Genomic DNA, 26,794 nt, shown 5'->3' with positions numbered 1-26,794 from the left:
GGGCCGGACGGCCGGGGGCGGGCTCGGGGGCGCCGGCGGCCGCGGGCCCGAGGACGACGGCGCCCAGGCCACCGCCTCCCAGCTCCGCCGGGTGGTCACCGACCTGATCGAAATGGGCCGTTGGCACGTCGGCGACCGCGACATCCTCATCGTCTTCGACGCCGGCTACGACGCTCCACGCATGGCCCACCTCCTCGACGGCCTCCCGGTCGAGGTACTGGGACGGATGCGTTCCGACCGCGTCATGCGACGGCCGACGCCCTCGCTCAGGGAGTATCCCCTGGCCTATCCCCAGGGCGGGCGACCGCCGAAGCACGGCAAGGAGTTCCGCTTCCGGACACCTGGGGTGAGCCGGACGCGGCCACGACGCAGGTCACCGACCGGTACGGCATCACACGCGCGATGGCCCGGGACCGCATCCACCCCCGCCTGACCACCCGCTCCGCCCGGATCGAGCACACCGGCGAACTCCCCATCATCGAAGGCACGCTGATCCGCCTCCAAGTCGACCGCCTGCCCTCCGGCGCTGATCCCAAGCCGCTGTGGCTGTGGTGGTCCAGGACCGGCGCCACCGCGGCCGACGTCGACCGCTGCTGGCAGGCGTTCTTGAGAAGATTCGATGTCGAGCACACCTTCCGGCTCTGGAAGCAGACCCTCGGCTGGACGGCCCCGAAGCTCCGCAGCCCGGAGGCCGCCGACCGGTGGACCTGGCTGGTCATTGCCGCCTACACCCAACTCCGGCTCGCCCGGCCGCTCGTCCGGGACCTGCGGCACCCGTGGGAAAAACCGGCCCCGCCCGAGCGGCTCACCCCGGCCCGGGTCCGGCGCGGGTTTCGAAACCTGCGTCCGACGGCCGGATCACCAGCGCGCGCACCGAAACCGTCCCGGCCCGGGCCAGGCCGACCACCAGGCTTGAAGAACCGGAGCCCGGCCACCCACCACGCCGTGGGCAGAGTCCTCGCCACCGGCCAGCCCTACCAGCGGCCCACCCACCACAAAGCAGGAACAAAACCTCGCCGCACAGGAGAATCAGGCTGACCGGCGGCGCTCAAGACGAGCCACACCGGCTTCGAGATCGATCCCGGCTCTCCGCGGGGCGCCCTCTTGCTTGTCATCCCGCAGTACGAGCTCAATGCGGCGCTGCTCCAGCTGAACCCGCTTGCTCGGGTAGATCAGAGCATGCAGTTCCTCCGTAGCCGTGGCACCCGCACCCCGGCTCCCTAGCTCCCGTTCCCGAGAACGGCCAGGCAGCCACCCCCGCTGCTGGGCCTGCCTGACCACATACTGAACGGCCGCCAAAACGAACAGCGGTATCACAACGATCAACACCACGAACGGGCTTGTCAGCAAGCGCACCATGCACCCACAACGTCCACCGTCGCACCCATGTTCCGGCCGACTCGACCACCCAGGGCCACAGAGAGCTGCCGGTTAAAAATCAAGCTGAGCTTGGCGTTTATCTGAGGGGGTCGAAACGTTCCTCGAACTGGGCCGCTCACCTGGGCCGGATCAGCGGCACTCCGCACAGACGTCGCCCGGACCGCCCTGCCGCCGTACCGTCTCCACCGCCGCCTCGGCGAAGGCGCGGATGCGGTGCGTGTCCGCTGCGGCCTGCCACACCAGGCCGTACTCCAGCGGGGGAGCGTCGTCGAAAGGGACGTACGCGATATTCGGCCGGGCGTAGTACCTGACCTCATGCGCGGCGGCCGGATGCACCCCGCGTCCCGCCCCGACCAGGGCGAGGAGCTCCTGCCGGGTCGCCGCCCGCTCACCGCGTTCGATGGGACGGCCCGCCGGAGTCGTGCGCGGCAGGAGATGGTCGAGCCAGTAGTCCGGTACGGGCCCCGAGAGGCTGAGTACCTTGTCCGCGGCGAGGTCGTCGACCCGGACGGAAGGCCTCTTGGCGAAGGGGTGCCGGGTGGAGACGGCCAGCACGCGGGTGTCGGAGATCAGTACGGGCCCGGTGGCCAGATCGGGTTCGGCGACGGGGAACTGGGCGAGCAGCAGGTCGAGTTCGCCCGAGCGCAGCAGGCCGAAGGGGTCGGAGAGCGGGGTCTCGTGGAGCAGGACCTCACCGGCGGCCGGGTGCCGCTCGCGGTATGCGGAGGCGGCGAACAGCACGAGTTCACCGGCGAGCGGACTGCTGAACCCGACGCGCAGCGGCTCGGCCAGACCGCGTCCCGCGGCAACCGCCCGCTGGACGCCGTCCTTGATCAGCTCGTAGCCAGGACGTATGTCGTCCGCGAGGCGGCGCCCGATCAATGTCAGCTCCACGCGCCTGCTGGTCCGTTCGAAGAGTGCTGTGCCTATGCGCCGCTCCAGTTGCTTGATGGTCTGGCTGACCCGGGCCTGCGACACGTGCAGGCGCTGCGCGGTGCGGCCGAAGTGCAGCTCCTCGGTGAGGGCCAGGAAGATCTCGACGTCTCGGCGTTCCATAACCGTCAGGTTATCGATCGTTGCGCGACCGGCTGTTGTTCGGGGTCCGCCGAACGATCAAGGTTGAGGACATGAACACCGACACGCACACTGCTCCCAAGCCCCTCGCCGTCATCACCGGAGCCAGCTCGGGCATCGGCGCCGCCACCGCCCGTACCCTCTCCGCACTCGGCCACCCCCTCCTGCTGCTGGCCCGCAGGGTGGTGCGGATCGAGGCGCTCGGCCTCCCCGACACTCTTACCAGGTCCGTGGATGTCACCGACGCCGAGGCGGTGGCCGGGGCCGTGCGGGAGGCCGAGGCGTTGTACGGCCCCGCCGACCTGATCGTCAACAACGCGGGCGTGATGCTGCTGGGCGAGGTGGCCAGGCAGCCGGCCGACGAGTGGGAGCGGATGTTCGACGTGAATGTGCGGGGTCTGCTCCATGGGGTGCGTGCGGTCCTGCCCGGCATGATCGAACGCGGCCGCGGCACGGTGATCAACGTCAGCTCGGTCGCAGGACGCAGGACCTACGCCCACCACACGGTCTACAGCGGCAGCAAGTTCGCCGTGCACGGCATGTCCGAGAGCCTGCGCGAAGAGGTCGCGGGCCACGGGGTCCGCGTCGTCACCATCGCCCCGGGAGCCGTTGAGACCGAGCTGCTCTCGCACACCACCGACGAGGCGGTGAAGGCCGAATACCAGGCGTTCAAGGACTCCATCGAGGTGCTCGCCCCTGAAGACGTGGCTGCGGCGATCGGCTTTGCGTACCAGCAGCCGCAGCGCGTCACCCTGCGCGAGTTGGTCCTCGCGGCCACCGCCCAAGTGGCCTGAGCTTGTCGGTTATCCGGTACGGCGTGGTTTCGTGCCCTTCCTCTGGTGGGCGGGGCGTGTGTATGCCTCGCCCGTGGCGAGGACGCGCCCGGCGTCGTAACGCGTTGCCGGACGGCGATTCTTCAAGCCGAGAGGGCGTCCTGGGCCGGGCCTCGGAGGTTGCGGTGCACGCGCTGGAGTCGGGGTCTTCGCGTGGAGGTTCCGGAACCCTCGGCGGACCCGGGCCGGGGTGAGCCTGTTGGCTCGGTCGGCTTCTCCCAGGGCCGGCGCAGGTCAACGGCGAGCGGACGGGCGAGCCGGAGCTGAGTGTGGGCGGCGATCACCAGCCAGGTCCAGCGGTCGGCTGCCTTTGGGCTCCGCAGTCGTGGCTTCCGTCCAGCCAAGGGTCTGCTTGAACAGTCGAAATGTGTGCTCGACGTCGAAGCGTCGGAGGAAGGACTGCCAGCAGCGGTCGACATCGGCCATGGTGGCGCCGGTGCCCGACCACCACAGCCGGACCGGCTTGTTCACCCCGCCCGACGGCAGATATTCAACGACCAGGCGGATGACGGTGCCCTCGATGATGGGCAGTGGCCCCTCGTAGTCGCTCCAGGCCGCCCGGCGGGTCAGCCGCGGGTGCAGCCGATCCCACGCCTGCGCGGTGGCCTTCCCGTACAGGCGGGTGTCAGTGACCGTGATGGCCTGCTCGTCGTCCCAGGTGGCCGGGTCGCCGAAGACGAACTCGCTGCCGTGCTTGGGCGGCCGGCCGCCCCTGGGGTCGTAGACGCGCGGTGGCGTCGGCTGGCGCATCACCCGGTCCGAGCGCAGACGGCCGAGAACCTCGACAGGCAGCCCGCCCAAGAGGTGCGCGATGCGCGGAGCATCGTACCCGGAGTCGAGAACCACAAGGATCTCCGGGTCTCCCTCGTGCCACTGCCCGGCGGCGATGAGCCGCTCGACGACCTCGCGCAGCTGGGCAGTGGTGACGGCAGCGAGGTCGGCGCCGGGCTAAAGGCGGATCGCATCCAGCACTGCGGTCCACGAGGTGCGGCCGGTCTCCAGCGCGGCCACGACCGAGTACGGCCAGCCCGGGATCATCTGGTGTTTGGCCTCACCCCGGCCGTAGGTGTGGCAAAAGGAGCGGTCCGGGCAGGTGGCGGCGTCCGGCCGCAACCAAGGCGAGACGTCGACCGCCAGGACCAGGCTGCCTTCCGCTGCCTTCGGCAGCGGAAGCTCGGCAATCGTCCGCCGCAACCGGTCGACGTCCAGGCGGCCCTTGTTCAATGCGCCGCACAGGGCACCGTGACCACGGCGGTGTTCCGGCGCGAGCGCGAGGTCGACCAATGTCCTAACCAGGCCGTCGGTACATAGCAGGGCATCGGTGAGCTCGAACAGCGCGTCACCCCATACGTTCAGGCAGCCGTAGAAGTCGCCACGGAAGCGTGACAGCATCGCGAACGCCTATCGCCGGTCTTCCTGCTGCAGCACACGCTTCTCCACGGCCTCGGTCTGGTCAGGTACGTCCCTGGTCAGAGCACATGATCAGGTCGAGTCCACCGGCGAATCCGGCGAATGCCCAGGTGAGCGGCCCAGTTCGAGGAACGTTTCGACCCCGTCAGATAAACGCCAAGCTAAGCTGTTGTTCCAGATCTTCACCGAGCGCGAGGAACGGCGTGCTATCGCGATCGCGTCGAACGCACCGTTCTCCGAGTGGAAGCAGACCTTCACCGACCCGCGGCTCTGCACCGCGATCGTCGACCGCGTCACGTTCAACGCGCACATCGTCGAGACCGGCACGGAGTCCTACCGGTTCAGCCAGACCCAGCGCAGGCGGCGCCGCAACTGACGTGATTCGGCCCGGAAAAGGCGGCTCGTCGGCTCCGCCCCTGACAACGAGTGACCTCTGGATGGGAGGATCCGGGTTGTGACGATCGCATCTGGGGATTTCGAACTGACGTTGGATGAACTGCGCGTTGTTGCGCGCTACGTTCTGTCGAGCGCTGAGGATGTTCTCCCCGTGTTCGAGGAGGCTGCACCTGACGATCCACGACCTCGTGCTGCCGTTAATGCCGCACGGGAGTTTGTGGGAGGCGCCAGGAGAACGAAACTTCAGCGCGTCACTTCCCTGGACGCCCACCGGGCGGCAAAGGACGCGCCGACGGAGGCCGCACGGCTCGCTGCCCGGGCTGCGGGAGACGCGGCCTCCGCCGCCTACCTCCACCCGATCGCGAAGGCCACCCAGGTGGGACACATCCTGAGAGCAGCCGCATGCGCCGCACGAATCGGCGAAGTAAACGCGGCCGATGATCCCGCCGTCGGGCTCCGGCTGATCGAAGAAGCTCGCCAACGCGCGACACCAGTTTTGATCGATGTCCTCAACCGATACCCTCTGGCGCCGACCGGCAAGAGCCGCACTGCACAGCTCATGACCATCCTGGACACATCCCTGCGCACGCACCGACACGCCGAGGGCTAGAAAACCAGTGAAGATGCTGGAATACACCGTATGATCCAGGGCCAGAACAGCTCAACATCTTCACTGGATTTCTAGTGTTGTGACATACCCCCGTCCGCTCCACAACAAGCGGATCAGCGCGATCCTACGCGATTCGCCAGCCTCTGAAGGACCGCGCAGTTAGGGATCTTTTCAAGGGCCGAGCCGATCACTGGGGCGGTGCGCGCTGCTACTTTGAGGGCGACGAGTTTGGCGTCGTCACAGCCGCCCTTGAGCGCCAAGAGGGCAGTTTTGGCTGTCGGCGGGAGGGATGCCAGAAGGTTGGCAACCTGAGCCGGGGTGGGAGCCTGAGCCGGGCTGGCAGCAGCCCCAGCCGGGCCGGCAGTGCCGATCACCAACACTCCCAGCAGGACCAGAGTGCCGGCTACCCGCCCGGCAGGTGATGTCCGGATCACGACAGTGTTCTCCTCAGGGATAGCGACGGAATGGGCGCTCAGGCGACACGACCGGCGAACACTGTTCATGAAATTCCTCCCAAACGCGTGTGCGTGTCGGCACATGGGTGAGTCGATTGGCAGCATTCCCCACCCACAGCCCGCGCACCGGCATCGTAAGGGGCGCCCAGAAGCCCCTAGGGGTGCACGAGAACCACTGTGCACCTAGAAATCCAGTGAAGATGTTGGAAATGGGCCACCCGGCCCGTTGGCCGAGAGACCCATTTCCAATATCTTCACTGGCCTTCTAGGCGCTGTCCGGTGGGTTGCATGACCAGCCAGCATTCACATCGCTCCGGCCAGCGTGGGGCGGGGTGATTTGTCAGATCAGGAGTGGGCTCGACTGGAGCATGGTCAGTGTCGACTCGGCCTCCTGCCGCGCCCATCAGCACGCCGCAGGCGTCCGGGCTGACCTGCACGATCCATCTGGCCGGTGAGGGCGGCTGACGTCCGCTCGCGTTCGTTATCACATCAGGCCAGTGGGGCGATGCCCCGCAACTGATCTCGGTCCTTGATCGCATCCGTGTTTCACGTCCAGCCGACGGTCATCCGCGCACCCGTCCCGATCGTTTGGGTGGCGACAAGGCGTACGCGTCCCGCCGGAATCGCCGGTATCTGCGACGTCGGCAGATTGAGTGCACGATTCCTGAACGCGAGGACCAGCGGGCCAATCGCCGACGCCGCGGTAGCGCGGGCGGTCGGCCCACCGGCTTTGACGAGGCGATCTGCAAGCGCCGCAATGAAGTCGAGCGAACCATCAACGTGCTCAAGGGCTTCCGTGCCGTAGCCACCCGCTTCGGCAAGAGGGCGTACGTCTTCTACGGCACCGTGACTGTTGCTGCCCTTCGCCTCTGGCTCCGCCCATGTCCCGCAGGACAGACCCATAGTGGCATCGCGTCACTGCGCGCCCCGCCTGGCGGCGTTCGCCTGCCACTCGCGGGCGATGGAGCGCATCAATGCCGGGTATACCCCGACGTACCGGAAAGGCTTGATAGCGGCCATATAGAGGGTTCCGAAAAACCCGTTCGGCTTCACCAGGACGGCCATCTGGCCGCGGTAGCCGCCGGACCCGTCCGGGACCCAGCCGATGTGCATTACTGCGTGCACGGTCTTGTTGCCCATCTCGGCGGCCCACTCGTCGTCCCTCAGATAGAGGGAGGTGAACGGGGACGAACCGAGGTCTGGGCCCTGGGGGCCCACCCGAAGGTCCTTCGGCAAGCGGTCGTGCAGGGAGGGCAACCGGGTGCCGATACCGGCACCGGACTTGTCCCAGCCGAGCAGCGCCCCGAGCTTCCAGCGGACGGCGAAGAGCACGCGGGAGACGGCGCCTTCTCCGCTCACCCCGCCACGGATTCCTTCGGCGATCTGGCGCACCAGCCACACAAGTTCGTCGGGCCCGCCGGGGGTGGGCAGTGCCCACACGTCCTCGACCGTGAAGTCGCTGGCGATCTCGTGGATCCGCCAGGGGCGGTCGGTGTGGGCGGTTCGGGGAAGCCGCATGAGCAGGCCCCTCTCCATACTGGGGTCTATACGGTGGCGTACAGACCCCAGTATGGAGCCATCTATACGCCCCCGTATGCTTGGCGGGGATGTGAGGAGGCACACACCATGGGCGCGACGCGCACGCCACGCGGCAAGTGGATCGAGGAAGGCCTGCGGGCACTCGTCGCAGGAGGCCCGGAAGCGGTCCGGATCGAGGTACTGGCGCAGGTACTCGGCGTCAGCAAGGGTGGCTTCTACGGGCACTTCCGCAACCGGGACGCGCTGCTCACGGAAATGCTCGACACTTGGGAATACGAGGTCGCCGAGGGCGTGATCGAGCAGGTGGAGAGCGGCGGGGGAGACGCCAGGGCCAGACTGGAGCGACTGTTCGCCATCGTCGCCGCGGCCACCGACGGGCCGGTGCGGGGCACCACCGCCGATCTGGCGATCCGCGAGTGGGCCCGCCGCGACGCGGCCGTCGCCGAGCGCCTGCGCCGAGTGGACAACCGCCGTATGGATTACCTGCGTTCACTGTTCTCCTCCTTCTGTCCCGACGAGGACGAGGTCGAGGCCCGCTGCCTGATCGCCGTCTCGGTGCGCATCGGCAACCACCTCCACGCCGCCGACAGCGGCAAGCGCAGTCGCGCGGAGGTGATGGCGCTGATCAGGCAACGGTTGCTGGAATAGCCCCCATCCGCGCAGTCGTACCAAGGCGCCGATCCTGTGGTGTCACTGGGTCGGCGTGGGACGTGGTGGACTCGGTAACGATGCAGAAACCGCTCATGCAGAACGGTCAGTTCCCCAGCCCACAACGCAACACCAACAAGATCCCCACCCACAACCACACCAACGACCAACCTACCCACCCGTCACAGCAAGCACCGTTGCAGTATTAGGCCGGCCTCGGGTTCGGGTCCCCGCTGCGCGTCGCGGGGGAGTGGGGACTTCAGGCACCCGGACCGGCCCGTGACCTGGCTGAACATCGGGGTCGGAGGCCACAAGGTGAGCGATCTGGAAGCCCGGTGGCAGGCGGGACGTGCTTGACGCACGTAGCGGTCCGATGGGCCGGTACCGCCGCGCGCCTCCGTTGTCCTTGTTCTCGTCCGGCTCAGGAACGTCCGCGTCCTGCGGTAGGCGTGCGGCGTCGGCGGCTGGTCAGGCGGCCGGGAGTGTGCCGGCCCAGACGGGGGGTGTGCGCCGCTCCCATGGTGCGGCCCTCTCCAGTTGCCCGGCGAGGCGGAACAGAACGTCCTCGCGCCCGTACCCGGCGGCGAACTGGATGCCGATGGGCATGCCGGTGGCCGGATCGGCCGCCAGTGGCACCGACATGGCGGGGGTGCCGGCGACGTTGAAGGCCGCGGTGAACGGCGACCTGTGGAACAGGTGCTCCAGCCAGCCCCGGCCGTCCGTCCCCTCCGCGCCGTGGTGGTAGGTGCCTATGGCTACGGGAAGTTCGGGAAGGGTGGGTGTCAGCAGTACGTCATGACGGTCGAAGTACGCGCCGATCGACCGGGCGACCCGGTTGCGCACATCGAGGGCATGCACGAATTCCGCACCGCTCACCCGACGTCCCCAGGTGTAGCTCGCCAGCATCTCGGGCTCGACGGTCGTCTCGTCGACGGGGCGGCCGAACGCCTCGGCGAAGCCGTCGATCCATGTCACCAGGTTCGCTGTCCACAGCCGGGCGTTGGCGAGGACGAATTCTTCCCAGCTCACTCCGAGGTTCACGTCGGTGGGTTCGACCCGGTGGCCGAGTGATTCCAGCAGGCGGGCGGCGGTGAGGGTGGCCTCGTGCACGGCCGGCTCCACGGCGCGTCCGTTCCAGGGGGTGGTGAGCAGTCCGATGTCCAGTCGCCCGGGGTCGAGGGTGCTCTCCTCGGCGTACGGGCGTCGAGGAGGTGCCACGAAGTAGGGATCGCCGCTTTCGGGGCCCTGGATCAGGTCGAGGAGCGTCGCGCTGTCGCGTACGGTCCGGCTGAGGGCGCCGTGCACGGCCAAGCCGTTGAAGACCTCGTCGGCGTCCGGGCCCATGGAGACGCGGCCGCGGGTGGGTTTGAGTCCGAACAGGCCCGTACTGGCGGCGGGGACGCGGATCGAGCCCGCCGCGTCGGTGGCGTGGGCGAGGGGGGTGATGCCGGCGGCGACGGCCGCGGCCGACCCGCCGCTGGACCCGCCCGGCGTCCTGGTGAGGTCCCAGGGGTTGCGGGCCGTTCCGTGGAGGACCGGCTCCGTGGTGGTGCTGTAAGCGAATTCGGGGGTCGCCGTACGGCCCAGCGTCACCAGGCCGGCCCGCCTGAACCGTCGCATGAGGAAGGAGTCCGCCGCTGCCACATTGCCGGCGGCGAGGCGGCTGCCCAGTTCGACGCGCTTGCCCTTCATGGCCACGGCCAGGTCCTTGATGAGGAACGGGACGCCGGCGAGTGGTGTGCTGCCCGGGCTCGGAGCGTCCTCGGCCGGCCAGCTCTCCACGACGGCGTTGATGTGGGGATTGACGGCGGCCATCGCGTCCTGGGCCGCGGCGGCGAGCTCCGCGGCGGTGACGTCTCCTCGTGCGACGAGCCCGGCCAGCCCTACGGCGTCGTACCGGGTGTATTCATGCAGCTTCAAGTCGCTCGGTCCTCTCGGTGGTCCGATCGGTCCCGCGTGATACCGATCGGTATCGTTCGGGGTCGGTCGGTAACGTAGCATCGGTGGGGAGAGGTCGGCGACGGTGACCGAAGTGAGGCGGAGATGGCGAGCAGCCCCCCAAGGCCCGGCCGGGACACGAGAGTGGCCCGCCTGCCCCCGCGTGAGCGCATCCTCGACGCCGCCGAGGAGCTCTTCCTGCGCGAGGGCGTCCGGGCCGTCGGGGTCCAGGCCATCGCCGAGCGGGCGAAGACCACGAAGATGGCCCTGTACCGGCACTTCGTCACCAAGGACGCCCTGATCGAGGAGTGGCTGAGAATCGTCGCGGCGGGGTACTCGACCGCCTTCGACCGGACGGAGGCCGAGCACCCCGGCGACGGCCGCGCCCAGGTCCTCGCCGTGACGCGGTTCATCGCCGAGGGGTTGCCGGACATCGCGCGACGGGGCTGTCCGTTCGTCAACTCCATCGCGGGCCTGCCCGACCGGGAACACCCGGCCCGCCGACTGATCGAGGACCACAAGGCCACCCAACTGCGCCGGCTCACGGGCATGTGCGAGAGGGCGGGTGTGCGGGCCCCCGGCGAGGCCGCCGCGGAGATCACCTTCCTCATGGAAGGCGCTCAGATCAGTGCTCAGAACGGGAGCGTCGACCGTGTGGGGGAGCGGCTCCTCACTGCGGTCGAGGGCGTCCTGGACCGAGGCAGGACGGGCGGCGGACGCTGAGCCGGGGCCCGGCACCGGGGTCCGACCCGATCGGCTCACCAGCCACCTGTCCGTCGCCGCGTAACCCGCCGCCGAGTCCGCTCTTCACGACGGCCACGAGCGCGAGCGGAACTCCGCTGCGCCGGGTGACACTCAGGAGAGCACTGGACGCCGTCGCGGACGAGGCGCCTCGCCATGCATAGGTTTCCGCCTCACTCGCCGTCTGACCCGTCCCGCCGAGCGCCGCGCCATCCTCCCGGCTACCTGATGCCGCGAACCACCTGACCATTCCAGGACGCCACCGGTGTCCCTGCCTGCCGTTCCACGGCACCCACGGAGTGATCGAGGCACCTTTGACGCTCAGGACCGGGCACTCGCCTCATGCGCGGCGATCTTGCCCGCTTCCGGGCCCGTGGCCTGCGCTGCGTGGCAGAGCTCGACCAGCGCGGCCGCGACTTCCTCACCCGCACCCGAGTCAGACGCCGCGCCGCAATACGGCCTCGGCGTACCGGCGGACGAGTGGCTCCACATAGTCCGCATGCGGCCCCGTCAGGCCGGCCAGCTCATGCGGGGAAGCCACGAACGCGATCTCAGCGAGCTCTGGTTCATGGCCTGCTGCGCGCTCGGCTGCTGCCACCGCGGCGAACCTGTTGCTCAGCTCGGCCTCCGGCAGGGCCGGAGCGAGGTAGGTCAGGCCGACGCTGAAGTTCCCGCCCCGAGTGGCCGCCCATAGCCGCAGCTCGTCCGGCTTGACCTCCACCCCGACTTCCTCGGCCAGCTCCCGCGCCGCCTGCCCGCTCAGGGCCTCCTCATCCAGCGCCCCACCGTCCCGGGGCGGCTCCACCGAGCCGCCCGGCAGCTGCCACCGGCCAGGCGCAGCCGTCGCGCGCGACATCCTCGCCACGACAACCCTGCCGTCATCCGTCGGCTGGATCGCGTTCACGAACAACGACGGCAACGCCCCACCGCCAGGGACCCGGCGCAGGGCATAGTGGCGGTACGTGACCGCGGCCCAGCGCAGGAATAACGTGTCCGGCTCCTCCCACTGGAGTTCCGCACACGCCACCACCGGCCCGTCGAACAGCGCCGGATTGGCTGCGACCGCCGTCTCCCACGCCTGGTCCCGCACCGCTTCAAGCTCCGCAGGCAGCATGGGAGCTTCACCTTCGACCAGGCGAAGGCGGTGAACATCGAAAAGCTCCATGCCCGAAGGCGACGTCCCGGTCACCCAGCCCATCGTAGGGCGAGAGGTCCACCAGCCCGGTACGGCCCGGCGAACAGCCCAAATCCCTGCCGGTACTGCCGGGGCCGGTCTACCGTTTCGCCCCATGACGATTCTGATCGTTGGCGGCAGCGGATTCCTGGGAACCGAGCTGATCCAGCAGGCCACAGCGGCTGGACACCCTACGGCCGCGACGCACGCGACCAGGCCCGGCGCCACCCCCCAGGCCATGTGGTACCCCCTTGACCTACGGGACACGGGACGACTGAACGCTGTCATGGCCGAGGTACGCCCGCACCTCGTCGTGAACGCTTCGAGCGGCAGGGCCGACTGGGCCGTAACAGCGGAAGGCCCCGTCCGGCTCGCTACAGCCACGGCCAAGTACGGAAGCCGCCTGGTCCACGTATCCAGCGACGCCGTGTTCTCAGGCACACGAACGCACTACGACGAGACCTGCTTCCCTGACCCCGTCACCCCCTACGGAGCGGCGAAGGCGGCGGCGGAAACAGGCGTCCTCGCTGTGCATCCGCAGGCCGTTGTCGCCCGCACGTCGCTGATCATCGGATACGGGCGCTCCGAGCACGAGCGCGCCGTGCACGAACTCGTCGCCGGCACTCGCGACGGCGTCCTGTTCACGGACGACATCCGCTGCCCGGTGCACGTCGCCGACCTGGCCGCCGCCCTTTTGGAGCTGGCGGCCTGCGACGCATCCGGTATCCACCATCTCGCAGGGGCCGACGCCCTGAGCCGTCACGAGCTTGCCGTCCTCATCGCCGAGCGGGACGGTCTCGACGGCTCCCGGCTGCCCACGGGCCTGCGAGCCGACAGCACACTGCCCGGCGCCCTCGACGTACGCCTCGACAGCCGCGGGACCCAACGGAAGCTGCGCACCGCGCTGCGCGGCGCTCGGCAGTTCTGCACCACACTGGCATGAGCACACCAGCCAACGACGTGCCGAAACCGGTGCGCGTCGGCGAGCTCACACGACATCGACACACACCGACTCCGGTGCGCCCCCATAGACGCACCAGGATGGCCCCGGTGGTACTCGGAGCGAGGGGCTGACCGCGTTTCCCGCATGGGCGGGATGGTCCGATCAATCGGCTACTGCGGACCTCGGTCGCTCCTGCTCCCAGCACATGCGGGGAGCCAAGGGCCGGTGTGGAAGGGGCAGCGGCGCGGTCAAGCGGGCCCGTGTGCGGGTGTGGTTCCAGCCCGCTGGTCGGGTTCGTGTAGTACGGCTCGTCGGCGGCCGCTCGGTCCGTCCTGATCAGGGTGCTATCCAGGATGAGGAACTCGCTTGGATCATGGTCTTGCAGCGCGTCTAGCAGGGTGGGGGCGTGGCCGACCAGGACGTCGACGGCCTCGGTCACATATCGGCCGACCGTCGCCGTCGACACGCCGAATCCAGCCCCCACCTGCTGCAACGTCTCGTTCTTGCGCAGGTGCGCCAGGACGAGCAGGGCCTGCTGGAAACAGCTCAGCCGTCGCCAGCGCGAGCGCCGTTCACGCCTTCGGGAGTAGATGAGGCAAGGAGACGTACTCGACTACCTCATGCGGCATGTCGAGCATGGCACGATAGGGAATCAACCGGGCTCCTGTGTCCGGGCGTTGATGAGTGAGATCACCAACCGAACGACCAGGAGCCCTGCCACGTCACGAACCCCCACCAGCCCTCGTCATCAGCCTCAAACCGCAGGATGAGAAGGGTTCACTGGCTCAGCCCTTCAGAGGTGGAATATGAGATCCCGCGAGGGCCGCTGATGCAGAGGCCGGTGGCGGGGTCGAAGAGGGCTGTAGGGCGGTAGCGCAGGCCAGGGCGGTCGATCTTGGGCCAGGCGTTGGGTAGCGGGAGTCGGCCGACGCTGAACCATCGTGCTGGTATGGCGAGGGAGTTGAGGAGGAAGTCCTTCTGCTGCTGCCGGCGTTCGGGCGTGTCTTTTGGGTGGTATCGGGTGTCGGCCGGCAGCATTCCTTGCGGATCGTACGAGAGCCTCCCGTGGTCCTGCTGGTAGAGAGCCAGGCACTCGATGAAGGGCTCCCCGAGCCGGGAGACTGCGGCGATGCCTGGGGCGCCTTCGTGCTTCCCGCCGCCGTGTGCGGCGCCGGACGTCAGACTGAGGGCGGTGACTCGGTTCCGGCCCCGTCGGCCGAACGCACGGAAGGGCCGCGGGGCGGCCTCGCTCTGGACGTCGGTGAGCCCGGCCTCCCAGGCTGCCCCGGTTCGGGCTAGCATCTGCCCCAGCAATCCGGGTTGGGGGGTGGTGGGACCGTATACCTCATGGATGAGGGCGCTGTGCTCGTCGGCGCCGATCACTGCTCGGCCGGACTCGTCTGTCCGTCGAGCGAGGGCATGCCACGAGGCCGCGAGCGTGTAGGGGGCGTAGACGGAGCTGTCGTGGTTGCCCTGCAGGCGGCCTACGGCTTCGTCCGGAGGTTCGACGATGGGCAGGCGTGCAGCGTCGGGTTGCCAGAGAACGGTGAGTGTCGGCTCGCGGCCCCACTCGGGCCGCCTGTTGAGGGAGTGACGGTGTAAGCGCCCTCGGCGCTGGATGAGCAGGTCGATCGGCGCGAGATTGGTATAGACCGCGTCGAAGTCGATGTCGAGGGACTGCTCGACGATCTGAGTCGCGACCACGAGAAGCCGGCGCGGGCGTGATGGATTCGGCAGGTCGCGGTCTGGGCCGGGCCCGAGATCGCCGACAAGTTGTATCTCGATGGGGAGGCGGTCGCGGCTCATGAGTCGGCCGTGCAGCAGGACGATCTCGGCTTCGTGCCAGCCGTGCTCATCGCCTTGGGCGATCAGGGTACGGTGCAGTTCGATGGCAAACTTCACGCGATTGCAGATGACGGCGATGACCCCGCCGCCGGACGCTTCTCGCAGCAGTTGTGTGCTGAGCGCCTTCGGGCCGGGAAGCGGTTGTAGGCGCACGTCGGTGCGAGCCCGCGGCTCTTGACCTCCGGGAGTTCCGGTCCGGCGGACAGTGCCGTGCTGGTCGATGAGGGCGATGGGTCCGGTCTGCCCGGTGTCCTTCGCGGTGACCTGATGGCCTGTGCACCAGGCGTTCACGAGTGTTTGTCGGACGGACGTCGGCAGCGTCGCGGACAGGACGATGACGGAGGCTCCCGCGTCAGCGAGCCACTCGACAGCGGCGCTGAGCATCTCCTGCTGGAAGAGCTCGTAGGCATGAGCCTCGTCGATGATTACGGTCTTTCCTGCCAGGCCGAAGAACCGGAGCATCCAGTGCTGGGCCGGCTGTGGGACCAGTACGACTTGGTCAATGGTGCCGATGCCGAATGTGGAGATGAGTCCGAGACACCGCCGCAGGTACCACGGGTTGAGGGCGACCCGGCCGGTCTCTGCACTGTCGGCGGTCGCCGCGGCGACCGAGTCGGGCAAGGAACGCAGAGCGCTCTGGTGCGGGGTGGTAGAGGCGTCGATCAGCCGGTGGACCAGGTCGGAGGCGCCGGCCGCGGCATGGACGACGGCGAGGTTGGACGTCGTCGAGTTGCAGGTCGAACGCTCGATGAACTTTGCCAGCTCGCTCGCCACTTGGTTGGTGGCGGCCCGAGTGGGCATCGCCATGAAGAGCCCTTGATACCCGCATGTCCGGGCGAGGTGGTGGGCGATGGCGAAGGCCAGCCGGGTCTTACCCGAACCGGTGTCGGACTCGATGATGACCATGGCAGGCCCCTCACCGGGGAGGGCGGCGAGTGCAGCGTCCTGGAACGGCCGTGGCTGTGTGTCGGGGAACAGCTCGTGCCATGCCCTGGTCTGTGGGAGCCAGCGGTCGAGTGCCAGCTCAGTGATCGCTGCTTCCGCCTGCCGCTGCGATTGTGACCACCAGCAGGCGGATGGTTCACCGAGTCTGCGGTAGGTGAAGTGGTCGTCGCTGGAGGCGATCCAGTCGGAGAGGATGACAAGCCCTGCGAACATGGGCAACACAGAAGGACGTTCTGGTCGAACATGTTTTGGCAGATCGCTCAGCGTGACGCCGAGCAGGTCTGCGACCTCACCGATGAGTGCTCGGTAGACGGGTTCCCATTTCTCGATCGGAGCGGCTCCGGAGGCCCGATCGACGGTGTCCCTGTCGGGGATATGACCGTGGTGGCCTCCGAGCAGCAGGGCGACGGAGTGCAGGCCGGAGACCTCGTCACCACTGCCTCCGCAGGAGCGGCAGCTACAGCCGAGGAGCCGGGGGAGGTGCGCAGCGGTGATGAGTTCGTGCCGGGCGTCGACCTGTCCGTTGGGATGGTCGTCGCACGGTAGACGAACCTCGTCGGCGAGTGTTCGCCATGCTGCCAGTTCGGGCCCTCTCAGCCCTGGATCGTCATGGGCGCCTGTTCCGAACGTACGGAGAAAGCAGCCCGACCCCTTGCCGAGGTCGTGAAGGCCGGCGAGGAACATGACGGTCGTGCGCGCGGTCTCGTCGTCACCTGACCCGAACGCCTCGGCGAGCCGCATGCGCATGCCGGGCGTGAGGTAGCGGTCCCACAGCTGACCGGCGCAAGCGGCGGTATCGAGGATGTGGGCCGTGAGCGGATTCCACGCCGGACGGCCATTGCCCCGTGAGAGGCGGCTCCTGTCCGTCTTCCCCCAAATAGCGTGGTGACTAGGGATGTTGAAGATCTCATGGCCTGTCAATATGCCCTCCGGAACCTGCTACTGTCGTGCCGCGAAGCTATCCCAACGATGTCTGTGACTTAGAAGGTTTTCGCATGAAAGCCGGTCTGCCGGGGCGGCGACGCCCCTCGGAGAGGAGGAGCGGTCTTGCATTGGGATCCGCGGCATCAAGCATGCATCCCGGCACTGACAATCGACGGTGAGCCGAAGCTCACGAAGGTGTCGGGCGTCCAGGCGTTGAGGGACGCTGACCGGATTTCTGCCGTCTGCGGGAGTACTCCTGGAGAGACCGCCGCGCTCCTGGAATGGCTGCTGGGGATGCTGTACGCCACCGACCACTACCCGGAGACCCCCGGTGAGTGGCTGACCTGGGTGGAGAAGCGTGAACCGCTCGCCCCTGCCGCCAACCGGCTCGCGAGCCATGACGGGACCTGGGACCTCTTCGACCGCGAACGACCTCTCGGGCAGAATGCCGCGCTCTTACGCCACCTGAACACCTTCGGCGTCGGGCCGGCCCAGCTCGTCATCGAGCACGCCGGCGACTACAACCAGCACTTCGACCACCGCCACCTGCACCATCCTCAGCCGCTCCCGGCCGATGCCGCGTGGCGTGCGATGCTCACCCAGCACACCTTCGGGCAAGGCCGTCGCGCTCGCATCCCCGGGAAGGAAATGGGCTTTCCCGCGCCGTTCACCAACCTGTCGACCTGTCGCCTGGGCTCACGCGTCCGCATTTTCGCTCTCGGTCCGACGCTCGGCGACACCCTGCGGCTCAACCTCGCACCGTGGGACGGCGAGCCGGGCACCCTCAACCTGACCTGGGGTGACCGTCAGCGCCGTCCGTTCGCTCGCACCGGCGCCAACGAGACCCGCAGGCCAGACGGGCCTGCCGACCTCCACACCGTCCTCGGCCGCTCGATCGCGTTCCGCCCCGCCGAGATGCCGGACGGCCAACCGGGGATCGACCGCGTCCTCGTCGGCCCTGGCGAGACCCTCGCCGACCTTCCGGCCGCCTACCGCCAAGACGAGATCCTGGTCATGCGCAACCGCAAGTTCGTGACCCTCAAACCCCAGGCATCCCGCGACCTATGGTGCGAATCACACGCGTTGTACGCGGCGGTCGCCGAGCGCGTCAAGGGCAGCGACCTCTACGGGCGCCTCGCCATGCTCCACAGCCAGCGACCGGAACTCTGGGCAGTCGGTCTACTGGCCGACAAGGGCAACCCGATGTCCTGGGTGGACGACCGCTTTCCGTTCGTGCCTGGCCGTGAAGCCAACCTCCGGCACGCCAGCGAGCAGGGCTCCGCGGTCGCCGAATACGCGGCCACCGCGCTCCAACGGGCGGCAGCCACCGCCCGCGAGCATGCCTACCAGAACCCCAAACCAGCCGACAAGCCGAGCCAGCTGGCACGTTTCAACGGCGAACCCGAGATGTGGGCGGGTGCCGGCGTGCAGTTCCACGCCATGCTCGACGCCGTTGCCGACGGCCATCCGGTCGCAGCGACACTCTCCAGATACGGGCGCATCATCCGGTCCATCGCCACGGATGCCCTCAGGTCCCGGCTGGAGAGCCTCCCCCCGACCGGCCGAGGACTGCACACCCGAGCCCGGGCCGAACAGCGGCTGAAGGAGGAACTGGACAGCCCCAAGGCGCCGGCCCCGTTGAAGGAGATCACCCCATGACCGCCCCTGCCCAGGACCCGCCCACTCCCTCCCCGGGACAGCAGCTCACCGCATGGCTCTGCGGCCTCGTACGAGCACGGCAATACGGACAGCTCGCCGACCTTCGCCGCCCGGCCGCGCTCACCCAAGCCCGCCTCACCGCCGCGAACTTCGCTCCGTCCGAAGACAGCCGCCACATCTTCGAACAGGTGGCCTTCCTCTTCGCCCGCTACCACGCCGGTCGGCTGGACCCGTCCCCCGGTGCAGGCGACACCGGCGCCGCCCTGCGCCGCATCGGCACAGGAGCGGGCCGCGGCCCGACCAACCCGGGTGCGGTGCGCCTACTGGACCGCGTTGTCGCTTCTCGCAGGATCCCCTGGCGCCACCTGCAGCATGCGATCGAGCGCGCCAGATCCTGCGACACGATTCCCCCCTCCTGGACCACACTCACCGAAGACCTTTCCGGATGGTCCCGCAAGGGACGACCGGTCCAGTACCAGTGGGCCCGATCCTTCTACACCCCGAGCTTCACCCCCGAACCACGTGAGACCGCTCTCGCCCTCGCCCCGATCGGAGACACCCAGTGACCACCGCACCCACCTTCACCGGTGAGCAGTACCTCTCCCTGCACCTCCTGGAGACCATGGTCGCGGTTCTGCCGGTTCGTGACGAGAACGGCATGCCCAAGGCAATCAGCCTGGGAGGCGACCTGCGCACCATGATCACCTCGCAGTCCCGCCGACGGGCGGAACGCACCTACTCCCGCACCCGCGCGAACACCGGGGACGGGCCGCTGGCCGGCCACACGATGGGCCTGCGCACGCGTGAGTGGGCGAAGATCACCGCCACCGAACTGGAGGCCCGGGGCTGGGCCAAGGAAGCGGCCCTGGCGACCAGCAAGGCCGTACTGAGCGGCGTAGGACTCAAGTTCGGGGACAAGCCCAACACAGCAGACCTCACCAAGGTCCTGCTGTTCGCCCCCGAGAACGCAGGAAAGGTCCTCGCCGCCAAACTGACCGAGCACCGTGAGGCCGTCGTCGAATGGAGCAGCGAGTACACGGCAGCGCACATCGCTGCCGCAGACAAGAAGGCGAAGGCTGTTGCCAAGCGCCGGGCCCAGGCCAAGCTCCGCAAGGAGGGAGGCGTACCTGCGGACGAGCCGCAGGAAACCGGCAGCGAGGACGCCGACGAGAAGCTGCCCGTCCTGCCGAAGGATCTGCGGGCGGCAGTCCTCACCGCCCTCGCGCCCGGCGACGCCATCGACATCGCCCTCTACGGTCGCTTCCTCGCCGAGATCGCCGACTCACCGAACGTCGACGGCGCCATCCAGACCGCCCACGCTTTCACCGTCCAGCCCGCCGAACACATTGACGACTTCTACTCGGCCGCCGACGACGCCAAGCTCGACCGCAGGAACCACTCGCGCGCCAACGCCCTGGACTACCTCGACGCCACCGAGGACTCCGGCGCCGGAATGACCGGATACCAGTCCCTGGTCTCCGGAACCTTCTACCGCCACGCCGTCCTGGACCGCTACAAGCTGCGCGCCAACCTCAAAGCCGCCGGCATGGCAGAAGAGAAGATCGAGGCCGCCGCAACGGCGGCCGAACTGGAGGTGGTAGACGCCTTCGTCAACTCCCAGCCACGCGCCAAGACCAACACCACCGCCTCCACCGGCTCCCTGCCCAAACTCGTCATGGCCTTCGAGGGCAAGCGACCGTTCAACTACGGCCTCGCGTTCGAGAACGCCATCTTCGAGGAGAACGACGGCCCCGCCTCCCTCGAAGCCACCCGGCGCCTCCTCGCCCAACACGCCCTCGTCACCCGCAAGCGCGACGACATCACCCCGGCCCGCCTTCTCACCTACGACCTCGGCGTCGAACACCTGCTCGCTGAGGAGGCCAAGAACGGCACCCTGCCCGGCAGCGAGGTCAACACCATCGAGGAGCTGACCCGCCCGTGACGGACTCCGTCCTTCTCGTGCGACTCGCGGCGCCACTCCAGTCATGGGGGAGAGGCTCACACTTCGACCGCCGCAACACCCAGTTGCACCCCACTAAATCCGGCTGCATCGGCCTGATCGCTGCAGCCCTTGGCCTCGACCACACCGACGAGATCGGCCACCTGGCAGCGCTGCGCTTCGGCGTCCGGGCAGACCGTCCCGGCGCACCCGTCCACGACTACCAGATCGTCGGTGGCGGCCCGATGCCCCTACGCCCACGCGACGTGATCACCGATCACCGGCGTGCCACTGCGGCGGCCGCGTGGCTCGACGATGAGAGCGGCCCGACATTCGGTCGAGCCGCCGGCACCGCACTCGCCTCCTGGTACGGCGCGCCGAAGGAGATCGCCCCCGACGAACAGACCGGGGCCCTCACCGCCGGAAACCTGCGCCGTGACCCGATGCAGACCTACCGCTGGTACCTGGCGGATGCCGCCTTCGTCGCGGCTTTCCAAAGCACGGACCGCAGCCTGCTGGAGGAGATCGCCGCTGCCCTGGAGCAGCCGAAGAGACTCCTGTGGCTTGGCCGGAAGTCCTGCCCGCCGTCGGGAACCATCGCTGGTGGGGTGCACCCGGGCACCTTGGAAACGGTCCTCCGGACCACGAGCCTGCTCCCCAACGCCACCGTCGACACGCCGTGGATGTGGTGCGAAACCCCGCCGGGCACTGCGGGAGCGAGCCGGACCGCCGACCAGCCGGACACATTCGACCCCGAACGACGCATGCACGCCGTCCGCTGGGAGATCAGGACCCGTGTCACCCCCGACCCGGCCCCTGATATCCGATGGGAGGACCTGATTCCATGACGGCCCGCTTGATCGCCTGCCACAGCATCATCGCGCTGAACGCCCGGCACCCCGTCGCCGCCAGAGCCCTCCTCGACGCCCAGGACATGCACCGCCTGGTGATGAGCGGCTTCCACGGTTGGGTCGAGGACGGTCAACCGGACGCCCGCGCACAGATGGGCATCCTGTCGACCTGGAACGTGGACCTCAAGAGCAACACACTGTTGATGGTCGTGCAGTCCAAGCTCGCCCCGAACTGGTCCCTCATCCCCAAGGACGCGCTCACCACCAGGATCGAAACCATCAGCGTCGACCAACCCCTCCGTAAGGGAGACCAGTTCACCTTCCGCACGGTCGTCAACGCCCTTACCGCCCGGCGAGATGCGCGGACCCCCGAGCGCCGCACCCGCAAGATGCCCGCGGCCAGACCGGACCATGTACGCGACTGGCTGATGAAACGTGCACAGCCGACCCTCGACGGCACGACCGCCGAAAGCGGCGCCCGATTCATCGGCGCTGAAATTGACCCGCAGTCACTCGCCATTCGCATGCTGCCACCTGTCACGAGCAGCCACCACGCCGGCCTCAAGATCAACCGTTCGGAGGTCAGGGGAAAGCTCGCCGTAACCGATCCGGGCGCCTTCCACAGCACCCTGGCCGACGGTATCGGCTCCGCCCGCGCCTACGGCTGTGGGCTCGTACTCATCCGACAGAGCGGACCGTGACCGCCTTGGCGGAATGGTCGGCCATGACACAGTCACTGACGTGAGCACGGCGGGGCAGCGGTACTATGACCTCTGCCCCGCCACTTGCGGGGATGGCTCAGGAGTATGTGACTTCGACACCCCAGACCTGGCCGTGGCCGGGACGGCTCCCACGACTTGAAGTCTCAAAGCAGCAGAGGGGCAACATGGCCTCGTTCGCGCGGGGACGTCCCCGGTGCTGCGTGTGCATTGACAATGAGGGCCTCCGTTCCTTGTCCGCACAGGGATGATCCCGACGCCCTGAACGTCCCGAAGTCGTTCCTCGGCTGCTCCCCGCCCACGCGGGCCAGCTGACGCTGATTTCGTCGGCCCTCGCCTGTCAGCCCGGGCCGGTTACGCGGATTGCCGGGAGGGTCGGCAAGGAATCGTCCGCATCTGCAACCGTCTGACTGCTGGCGGAGCGCCACGCGGCACATGACGGTGCGTGGGCCCCGGTGCACTCATCGTCTTTGCTTCATAACCGGGTTATGGAAGCTGCTGTGCCGGTAGAGTTGCGACGCATTGTAATGCCCTGTGAAGAGGGTCCAGGTGGTCATGGATCAGATGCCCCGAGATGATGACATGTCAGGCGACTGTGGTGCGGCCGATAGAGAGCCGGACATGTCGGTTGAGGAATTGGTACAACGAAGTGTGATGCTGAAGAGCGAACTGGTGCAATTCACTCAGCATCCCCGCTTCACAAGGCAGCTGAGGGCCCGCCTGAACGCAGCGAAAGGCGACAAGCCGCTGGACGAAGACATGGTGGTGCGAACCATCGATCACTTCGCCCTGCAGCACCAGCTGCGCGATGGCACCACAGTCCTGGAACGGTTCATCGCACACCGCCGGCCGCCTCTTGCCACCGACGAGCGCGCGATGCTGCTGGGCTGGCGCGACGTCGTCGAGGGACTGTTCGAGGTCCACCGAGCCGACGACGGAACCGGCTCCGTCGTACTCCACAACCTCATCGACGACCTGCACTACGTCGTCCACTCCAACATGGGCCCCGCAGCGCTCACTACCCTCACCGAGGGAACCTTCGTCTACTGCCGCATCGTGCCAGTTCACCCCGCCACCGGCCACTGGCTGATTAGCGGCCATCTCATGCCCTACCCGCAGTCCTCAGGACCGGACATCGCACAAGCCGCCCTGCAGATGACGACCACCGACCCAGAACTGCTGCGCCGCAACCCCGATCTGTACCGGCAAGCCTGGCAGATGCAGCACGAAGACCGGACTGCCTTCATCGAATTCTTCGGGGCAGACCTTGTGATCCTGCCGTCGGCCGAAGCTCAGGAACGGCTGACCGAGCATCACCGGCGCCGCCTCGAACAGTCACATGCTGCAGACAAAGCCGAAAATCTGCCCGATGACCCCGCCGCAGACGGAGCCCCCACCGCCGAGGAGATGGGGCGCCTGCCCGAGCAATACATGGAGGCTCCCAGCATCGGGCTGATCTACGACGAGACCGAAGGCCTCAACTACTACCTTGACTTCGGCCGTCTGGATTCCCTGTTCGCCAACCCCGCCCTGGCCCAGGACCGCACCTCCATCGCTCTGCTCCGCGACTACCTGAACGACGACACAGTCTCACCGCTGCCCCTGCGCCGCCTGGCCCAACGCCACCCCGACGGCGCCGACACGGTCTTCCGAACCCTCCTGGGCAAGCCGAGCTTCATCTGGCAGCGTGACGGCGAAGACCTGCTGCGAACCCGCAAGAAGTCCTTCTACCAGCAAGAGACGCCCCCCAGCTTTTCCGTGGTCGGACAACGCCTCACCCAACTCCTTCGCACTCCACAAAAGGGCGACAGGTGAACGAGCTCAGCGAGCAGCGCCTTCAGACTTTGATCGAGGAAGCCACCGTCGACGCCTACGGTGAGGACGAGCAGCTCACCGGCTTCTATACGATGATCGCCGATCACCTGGCACTTCCATTCGAGACGACCCTGCTCGGGGTCACGGTTACCGTCGCCTCCGTCGACCTCACCGGAGACCAGATCATCGCCTGGTGCACCCGCGGCCCGCACCGCCAAGCCATCGCCATCCTCGACCTTCCCCTGCCCACCCCCGCCCCGGACGGTGCCGAATGGATCTCTGCCTACCAGCACTGGGCAACCTGAGCGCGATGGACCCCAGCCAGTAACGGTGCTCCAGCGGCTCGCCCTCATGCTTCCCGCATACGCGGGGATGGCCCCACCGAGAGCACGCATATTCACCGCGGGCTTCGCTGCTCCCCGCGCATGCGGGGATGGTCCTGCTATCGGCCTGTTCGTCAGGGCGCCCGGCGCCAACGGGTCGGACGGCAGCCGCCGCACATCGTTCAGTTCCCGGCACCTTCGTACAGATGCCGGTAGTGCATGTGCGGGAACACCAGGACCGCACAACCGGACGGCAGCGTCCGCTGTCTCCTGCCACTCGCGAGCTCCAGGCTCCTCATGCCAGCAGCGCATCGTCCCTCCATTCCTGGTGAGATCGGCCCTCACTCAGGCCCTATGGGCACAGGCCCAACGCCTCGGGGCAACGGAAGGCCCCAGGGCGTGCCCAGTCGGTGACAGTACGCTGTAGGCCTCTCGCCGTAGTCAAACACCCCGTCGCCGCTCGGTCGCAGTATGTGACCGGCGTCATCCGCTCAGTGACACACAAGGTGCGCCCGTCAGGGATGCTCTCGGTCGGCCGGCCACCCCTGTGGAGTGCCCGACCGGGGCGCAGCCGCCCTTCCGCAGCTCTCCATGTTCCACGTTCTGGCCGGACTTCTTGACGGCGAAGATCCCGGCAAACCTGGAATCGGTGGAAGTGTGGATCTGCCGGTCGAGCACGCTCGCCCGGCGGTGAAGCCTCTTGCCTCCAGGCTGCCATCACCGGGTCGAACACCATCGAGGGCTACGCCGGCACCGTCGATGATGTCAAGGATCTGAAGACCGGCGAGGAGCCGCTGAAAACGGCGGAGCGCACTCGCGTGGAGCTCGAGGGCTACCAGCGGGCGATGACCTACATCCAAGCCCTCGCTGACGCCGGGAATGGCTTCCGCGCTGACGCCGGTCTGCTCAACGGGCTGCACTGCATGATGCAGGCCCATCATCTCGGCATGCGGCCCGGCCGCAGGCGCGACGGGCCGGTCCGTGTCACCAGCCCCGACGATCCGCTGGTTACCTGAGTACACCGGCCCCGGCCTGCGATTACGTTCCGGCGCTGATGGAGGAGCTAGGAGCTGATCGACTGGCTCAACGCCGACGACCTGGCCGCCCCGGTCCCTGCGCGGGCCTTCACGGCGCATCTGAACCCGGTGAACGTCCCGTGGAAGGATGGCACGGGCGCATGTCCCGCGCCGTGTCCACGCTCGTTTTCGCCCGGAAGTCCCAGAGCCTGCTGCCTCCGGAGTTCTCCTCCACAGAGGAACGACTGGGCAAGGCATAGAACACCTACGCCTACCACCGCGTCCTGCAGCAGGTCGGCGGCCAGCGCCGGCCCGCCGCGCGTGATATCCACCCGTGGGTCAGCTTCTGCCCGGAGGCCCATCACCGCCAGGCCCCGCAGGCCCAGCGCCGTACGATCTGCTCTCCCGCGCCTGGATCCACCTCGGCGAGACCACGAAGCGTGACGGACTGGACGAACGGGTGGTCTACACACCACTGCAGGCCTTCTGATGCTCGAAGGTGCGTCGGACTGGCTACCAGGCCGATGCGGATCTGTCCGAGCAGCAGGCCATCCACGACATCCGTGAGCTGGTCCGGCTTGGCTGGCTGGAGGCCCAGGGCCAGGCTCGTTTTCACTACTACACCCCCGGCCTGCATAGGGCGCCCGCCCAGGAGGCGATCCGGCAGGCCGCTGAGCCCTGCGCCGCCCCCTGCGCCGCCAGGGCCTGGCCAGCAAGGGGCTCGATGAGAACGTCCTCCCGCTGAACCTCTCTCGATTTAAGGAGTCCCCGCGAGCTGGAGAGCTCGCATGGGGCAGACTCGGAGGTGACGGAAGGGGCACACCGATGCGCGCACAACCCGTGCACTACGGCGACAGCGGGGCGCCGTCGATCCCGCGGACCCAGAACGGCGTGGCAGAGGCGCTGCCGCCGGCGGACCGGATGGAGTTCTACCGGGAGATGGGGCAGGCGGACGAGCACGAGCTGCTGGGCGTACTGCGCCGGTGGTGGATGCGGGCCATGATGTACGCCGACCCGCTTGCGGAGCCTGTTCGTACCGCCATCGAGACCGGGACGGCCCCCGGACGTCCGGCGGCCGCGGTGCTGCATGAGGCCCAGGCGGCACGCGAGGCTGATAGCCGGTGAGCGATGAGCACCACGAGCGGGAGGACGGCGGCGAGGACGAGGAAGACCGCATCCAGCTCTCGTCCGCCACTTTTCCGCTGCTTGCCCCCGAGGTATCCGCCTCGGTGTTCTCCGCCGTGATGAACCTGATGGTCGAGCTGCGCGAGCACCCGGTTCCTCCGCTCGCGCACCCGGTGCCTGGGCGGCCGGGCTGGTTCTCGGTACCGCTCGCCCGGGACATCGGCCTCGCTGAGTACCACGTACGCGAAGGCGAGCCGGGCGACGACGGACCACGCATCTACATCGCTCGCATCGTGATCTCAGACGACTGGCCCGACCTCTGACCAGGCTGCGACGGTAACCCTATGGGCCTGCCACCGTGGCCCATGGTGGAGGACAGTGAATGGGGCCCCGGCATTGATGCTGTTGGCGAGCGAACACCGCACAGCGGCCGCCACCGCTCAGGCCCATCCCGCTGCTCTCGACGTCGTCGGCCTGCTGCTGGTCGGTCCC

At 68.1% G+C, this 26,794-nt stretch carries 22 protein-coding genes and 5 pseudogenes; 19 read left to right on the top strand and 8 right to left on the bottom strand.

The genetic code is table 11. From position 1 onward, the window contains the following. Positions 1-1,038 (top strand): annotated as a pseudogene (locus RM609_RS34670) (transposase); the annotation flags it as partial. Here RM609_RS34670 and RM609_RS34570 read toward each other — a convergent pair. Together RM609_RS34570 and RM609_RS32035 are read right to left on the bottom strand one after the other, a co-directional pair. Then, entirely contained in the window at positions 1,030-1,359 is a 330-nt protein-coding gene (locus RM609_RS34570) for a DUF6191 domain-containing protein (RefSeq protein WP_369016253.1), read from the bottom strand. The pseudogene RM609_RS34670 and the gene RM609_RS34570 overlap by 9 nt on opposite strands. A 150-nt stretch (positions 1,360-1,509) precedes the next feature. Next, positions 1,510-2,436 (bottom strand): LysR family transcriptional regulator, encoded by a 927-nt coding sequence (locus RM609_RS32035; protein WP_311615761.1) that lies wholly within the window; start codon positions 2,434-2,436, stop codon positions 1,510-1,512. Between the two features lie 71 nt (positions 2,437-2,507). Between RM609_RS32035 and RM609_RS32030 the strand changes: the two genes are divergently transcribed. After that, entirely contained in the window at positions 2,508-3,248 is a 741-nt protein-coding gene (locus RM609_RS32030) for an SDR family oxidoreductase (RefSeq protein ID WP_311615759.1), read from the top strand. A gap of 9 nt (positions 3,249-3,257) precedes the next feature. Here RM609_RS32030 and RM609_RS32025 read toward each other — a convergent pair. Beyond that, positions 3,258-4,679 (bottom strand): annotated as a pseudogene (locus RM609_RS32025) (NF041680 family putative transposase). Between the two features lie 166 nt (positions 4,680-4,845). Here RM609_RS32025 and RM609_RS34665 point away from each other — a divergent pair. The 3 genes and pseudogenes from RM609_RS34665 to RM609_RS32010 all read left to right on the top strand — a co-directional run. Beyond that, positions 4,846-5,073, top strand: a pseudogene (locus tag RM609_RS34665) (ATP-binding protein); the annotation flags it as partial. 78 nt (positions 5,074-5,151) lie between these two features. After that, positions 5,152-5,703, top strand: coding sequence for a putative immunity protein (locus tag RM609_RS32015; RefSeq protein WP_311615757.1), 552 nt, complete (start codon positions 5,152-5,154; stop codon positions 5,701-5,703). A gap of 811 nt (positions 5,704-6,514) precedes the next feature. Continuing rightward, positions 6,515-7,037 (top strand): annotated as a pseudogene (locus tag RM609_RS32010) (IS5 family transposase); the annotation flags it as partial. 36 nt (positions 7,038-7,073) lie between these two features. Here the strand turns inward: RM609_RS32010 and RM609_RS32005 are convergent. Next, a complete protein-coding gene (locus tag RM609_RS32005) occupies positions 7,074-7,676 on the bottom strand; it encodes a DUF2867 domain-containing protein (RefSeq protein ID WP_311615772.1) in 603 nt (200 codons plus the stop codon). A 108-nt stretch (positions 7,677-7,784) separates the two neighbouring features. On the opposite strand from RM609_RS32005, the gene RM609_RS32000 reads away from it, so the two are divergent. Further along, positions 7,785-8,345, top strand: coding sequence for a TetR/AcrR family transcriptional regulator (locus tag RM609_RS32000; protein ID WP_311615770.1), 561 nt, complete (start codon positions 7,785-7,787; stop codon positions 8,343-8,345). Positions 8,346-8,813: 468 nt separating this feature from the next. On the opposite strand, the gene RM609_RS31995 is transcribed toward RM609_RS32000, so the two are convergent. Further along, complete coding sequence (locus RM609_RS31995; protein ID WP_311615755.1) at positions 8,814-10,265, bottom strand: amidase; 1,452 nt, start codon at positions 10,263-10,265, stop codon at positions 8,814-8,816. A gap of 123 nt (positions 10,266-10,388) precedes the next feature. Here RM609_RS31995 and RM609_RS31990 point away from each other — a divergent pair, with 123 nt between their 5' ends. Then, the gene (locus tag RM609_RS31990; protein ID WP_311615753.1) at positions 10,389-11,006 is read left to right on the top strand and encodes a TetR/AcrR family transcriptional regulator; all 618 of its coding nucleotides are present in this window, start codon (positions 10,389-10,391) and stop codon (positions 11,004-11,006) included. Between the two features lie 454 nt (positions 11,007-11,460). On the opposite strand, the gene RM609_RS31985 is transcribed toward RM609_RS31990, so the two are convergent. Beyond that, positions 11,461-12,213 (bottom strand): NUDIX hydrolase, encoded by a 753-nt coding sequence (locus RM609_RS31985; protein ID WP_311615751.1) that lies wholly within the window; start codon positions 12,211-12,213, stop codon positions 11,461-11,463. Positions 12,214-12,313: 100 nt separating this feature from the next. On the opposite strand from RM609_RS31985, the gene RM609_RS31980 reads away from it, so the two are divergent. Then, positions 12,314-13,141 (top strand): SDR family oxidoreductase, encoded by an 828-nt coding sequence (locus RM609_RS31980; protein WP_311615749.1) that lies wholly within the window; start codon positions 12,314-12,316, stop codon positions 13,139-13,141. 415 nt (positions 13,142-13,556) lie between these two features. Here the strand turns inward: RM609_RS31980 and RM609_RS34565 are convergent. Together RM609_RS34565 and cas3 are read right to left on the bottom strand one after the other, a co-directional pair. After that, positions 13,557-13,691, bottom strand: a pseudogene (locus tag RM609_RS34565) (helix-turn-helix domain-containing protein); the annotation flags it as partial. Positions 13,692-13,918: 227 nt separating this feature from the next. Further along, positions 13,919-16,852, bottom strand: coding sequence for a CRISPR-associated helicase Cas3' (cas3, locus tag RM609_RS31975; protein ID WP_311615747.1), 2,934 nt, complete (start codon positions 16,850-16,852; stop codon positions 13,919-13,921). Positions 16,853-16,978: 126 nt separating this feature from the next. Here cas3 and RM609_RS31970 point away from each other — a divergent pair, with 126 nt between their 5' ends. The 11 genes from RM609_RS31970 to RM609_RS31920 all read left to right on the top strand — a co-directional run bounded on the left by RM609_RS31970 (position 16,979) and on the right by RM609_RS31920 (position 26,625). Beyond that, positions 16,979-18,514, top strand: a complete 1,536-nt coding sequence (locus RM609_RS31970) for a type I-E CRISPR-associated protein Cse1/CasA (RefSeq protein WP_311615745.1) — start codon at positions 16,979-16,981, stop codon at positions 18,512-18,514. Beyond that, on the top strand, positions 18,511-19,080 hold the full coding sequence (gene casB, locus RM609_RS31965; protein WP_311615743.1) for a type I-E CRISPR-associated protein Cse2/CasB: 570 nt from the start codon (positions 18,511-18,513) through the stop codon (positions 19,078-19,080). Before RM609_RS31970 ends, casB begins: the two co-directional genes overlap by 4 nt. Then, the gene (locus RM609_RS31960) at positions 19,077-20,456 is read left to right on the top strand and encodes a type I-E CRISPR-associated protein Cas7/Cse4/CasC (protein WP_311615741.1); all 1,380 of its coding nucleotides are present in this window, start codon (positions 19,077-19,079) and stop codon (positions 20,454-20,456) included. Before casB ends, RM609_RS31960 begins: the two co-directional genes overlap by 4 nt. Then, a complete protein-coding gene (cas5e, locus tag RM609_RS31955; protein WP_311615739.1) occupies positions 20,453-21,301 on the top strand; it encodes a type I-E CRISPR-associated protein Cas5/CasD in 849 nt (282 codons plus the stop codon). Before RM609_RS31960 ends, cas5e begins: the two co-directional genes overlap by 4 nt. Then, positions 21,298-22,005: a type I-E CRISPR-associated protein Cas6/Cse3/CasE gene (cas6e, locus tag RM609_RS31950; protein WP_311615737.1), complete on the top strand. Its 708-nt coding sequence runs from the start codon at positions 21,298-21,300 to the stop codon at positions 22,003-22,005. The genes cas5e and cas6e overlap by 4 nt, the downstream gene beginning before the upstream one ends. A gap of 639 nt (positions 22,006-22,644) precedes the next feature. Next, a complete protein-coding gene (locus tag RM609_RS31945) occupies positions 22,645-23,838 on the top strand; it encodes a DUF7986 domain-containing protein (protein WP_311615735.1) in 1,194 nt (397 codons plus the stop codon). Beyond that, positions 23,835-24,143 carry a calcium-binding protein gene (locus RM609_RS31940; protein ID WP_311615733.1) on the top strand — a complete coding sequence of 103 codons (309 nt, stop codon included), beginning with the start codon at positions 23,835-23,837 and terminating at the stop codon, positions 24,141-24,143. Before RM609_RS31945 ends, RM609_RS31940 begins: the two co-directional genes overlap by 4 nt. An 836-nt stretch (positions 24,144-24,979) precedes the next feature. After that, positions 24,980-25,177 carry a hypothetical protein gene (locus RM609_RS31935; RefSeq protein WP_311615731.1) on the top strand — a complete coding sequence of 66 codons (198 nt, stop codon included), beginning with the start codon at positions 24,980-24,982 and terminating at the stop codon, positions 25,175-25,177. A gap of 499 nt (positions 25,178-25,676) precedes the next feature. Further along, the gene (locus RM609_RS31930) at positions 25,677-25,922 is read left to right on the top strand and encodes a hypothetical protein (RefSeq protein ID WP_311615729.1); all 246 of its coding nucleotides are present in this window, start codon (positions 25,677-25,679) and stop codon (positions 25,920-25,922) included. A gap of 80 nt (positions 25,923-26,002) precedes the next feature. Next, positions 26,003-26,302, top strand: a complete 300-nt coding sequence (locus tag RM609_RS31925) for a hypothetical protein (protein ID WP_311615727.1) — start codon at positions 26,003-26,005, stop codon at positions 26,300-26,302. After that, complete coding sequence (locus RM609_RS31920) at positions 26,299-26,625, top strand: hypothetical protein (RefSeq protein WP_311615726.1); 327 nt, start codon at positions 26,299-26,301, stop codon at positions 26,623-26,625. The genes RM609_RS31925 and RM609_RS31920 overlap by 4 nt, the downstream gene beginning before the upstream one ends. The last annotated feature ends 169 nt before the right edge of the window (positions 26,626-26,794 follow it).

It is taken from the genome of Streptomyces hesseae (genome assembly GCF_031845785.1).
GTDB lineage: Bacteria > Actinomycetota > Actinomycetes > Streptomycetales > Streptomycetaceae > Streptomyces > Streptomyces hesseae.
The sequence above is the reverse complement of the archived record's forward strand: the minus strand, read 5'-3'. Positions and strand labels throughout refer to the sequence as shown.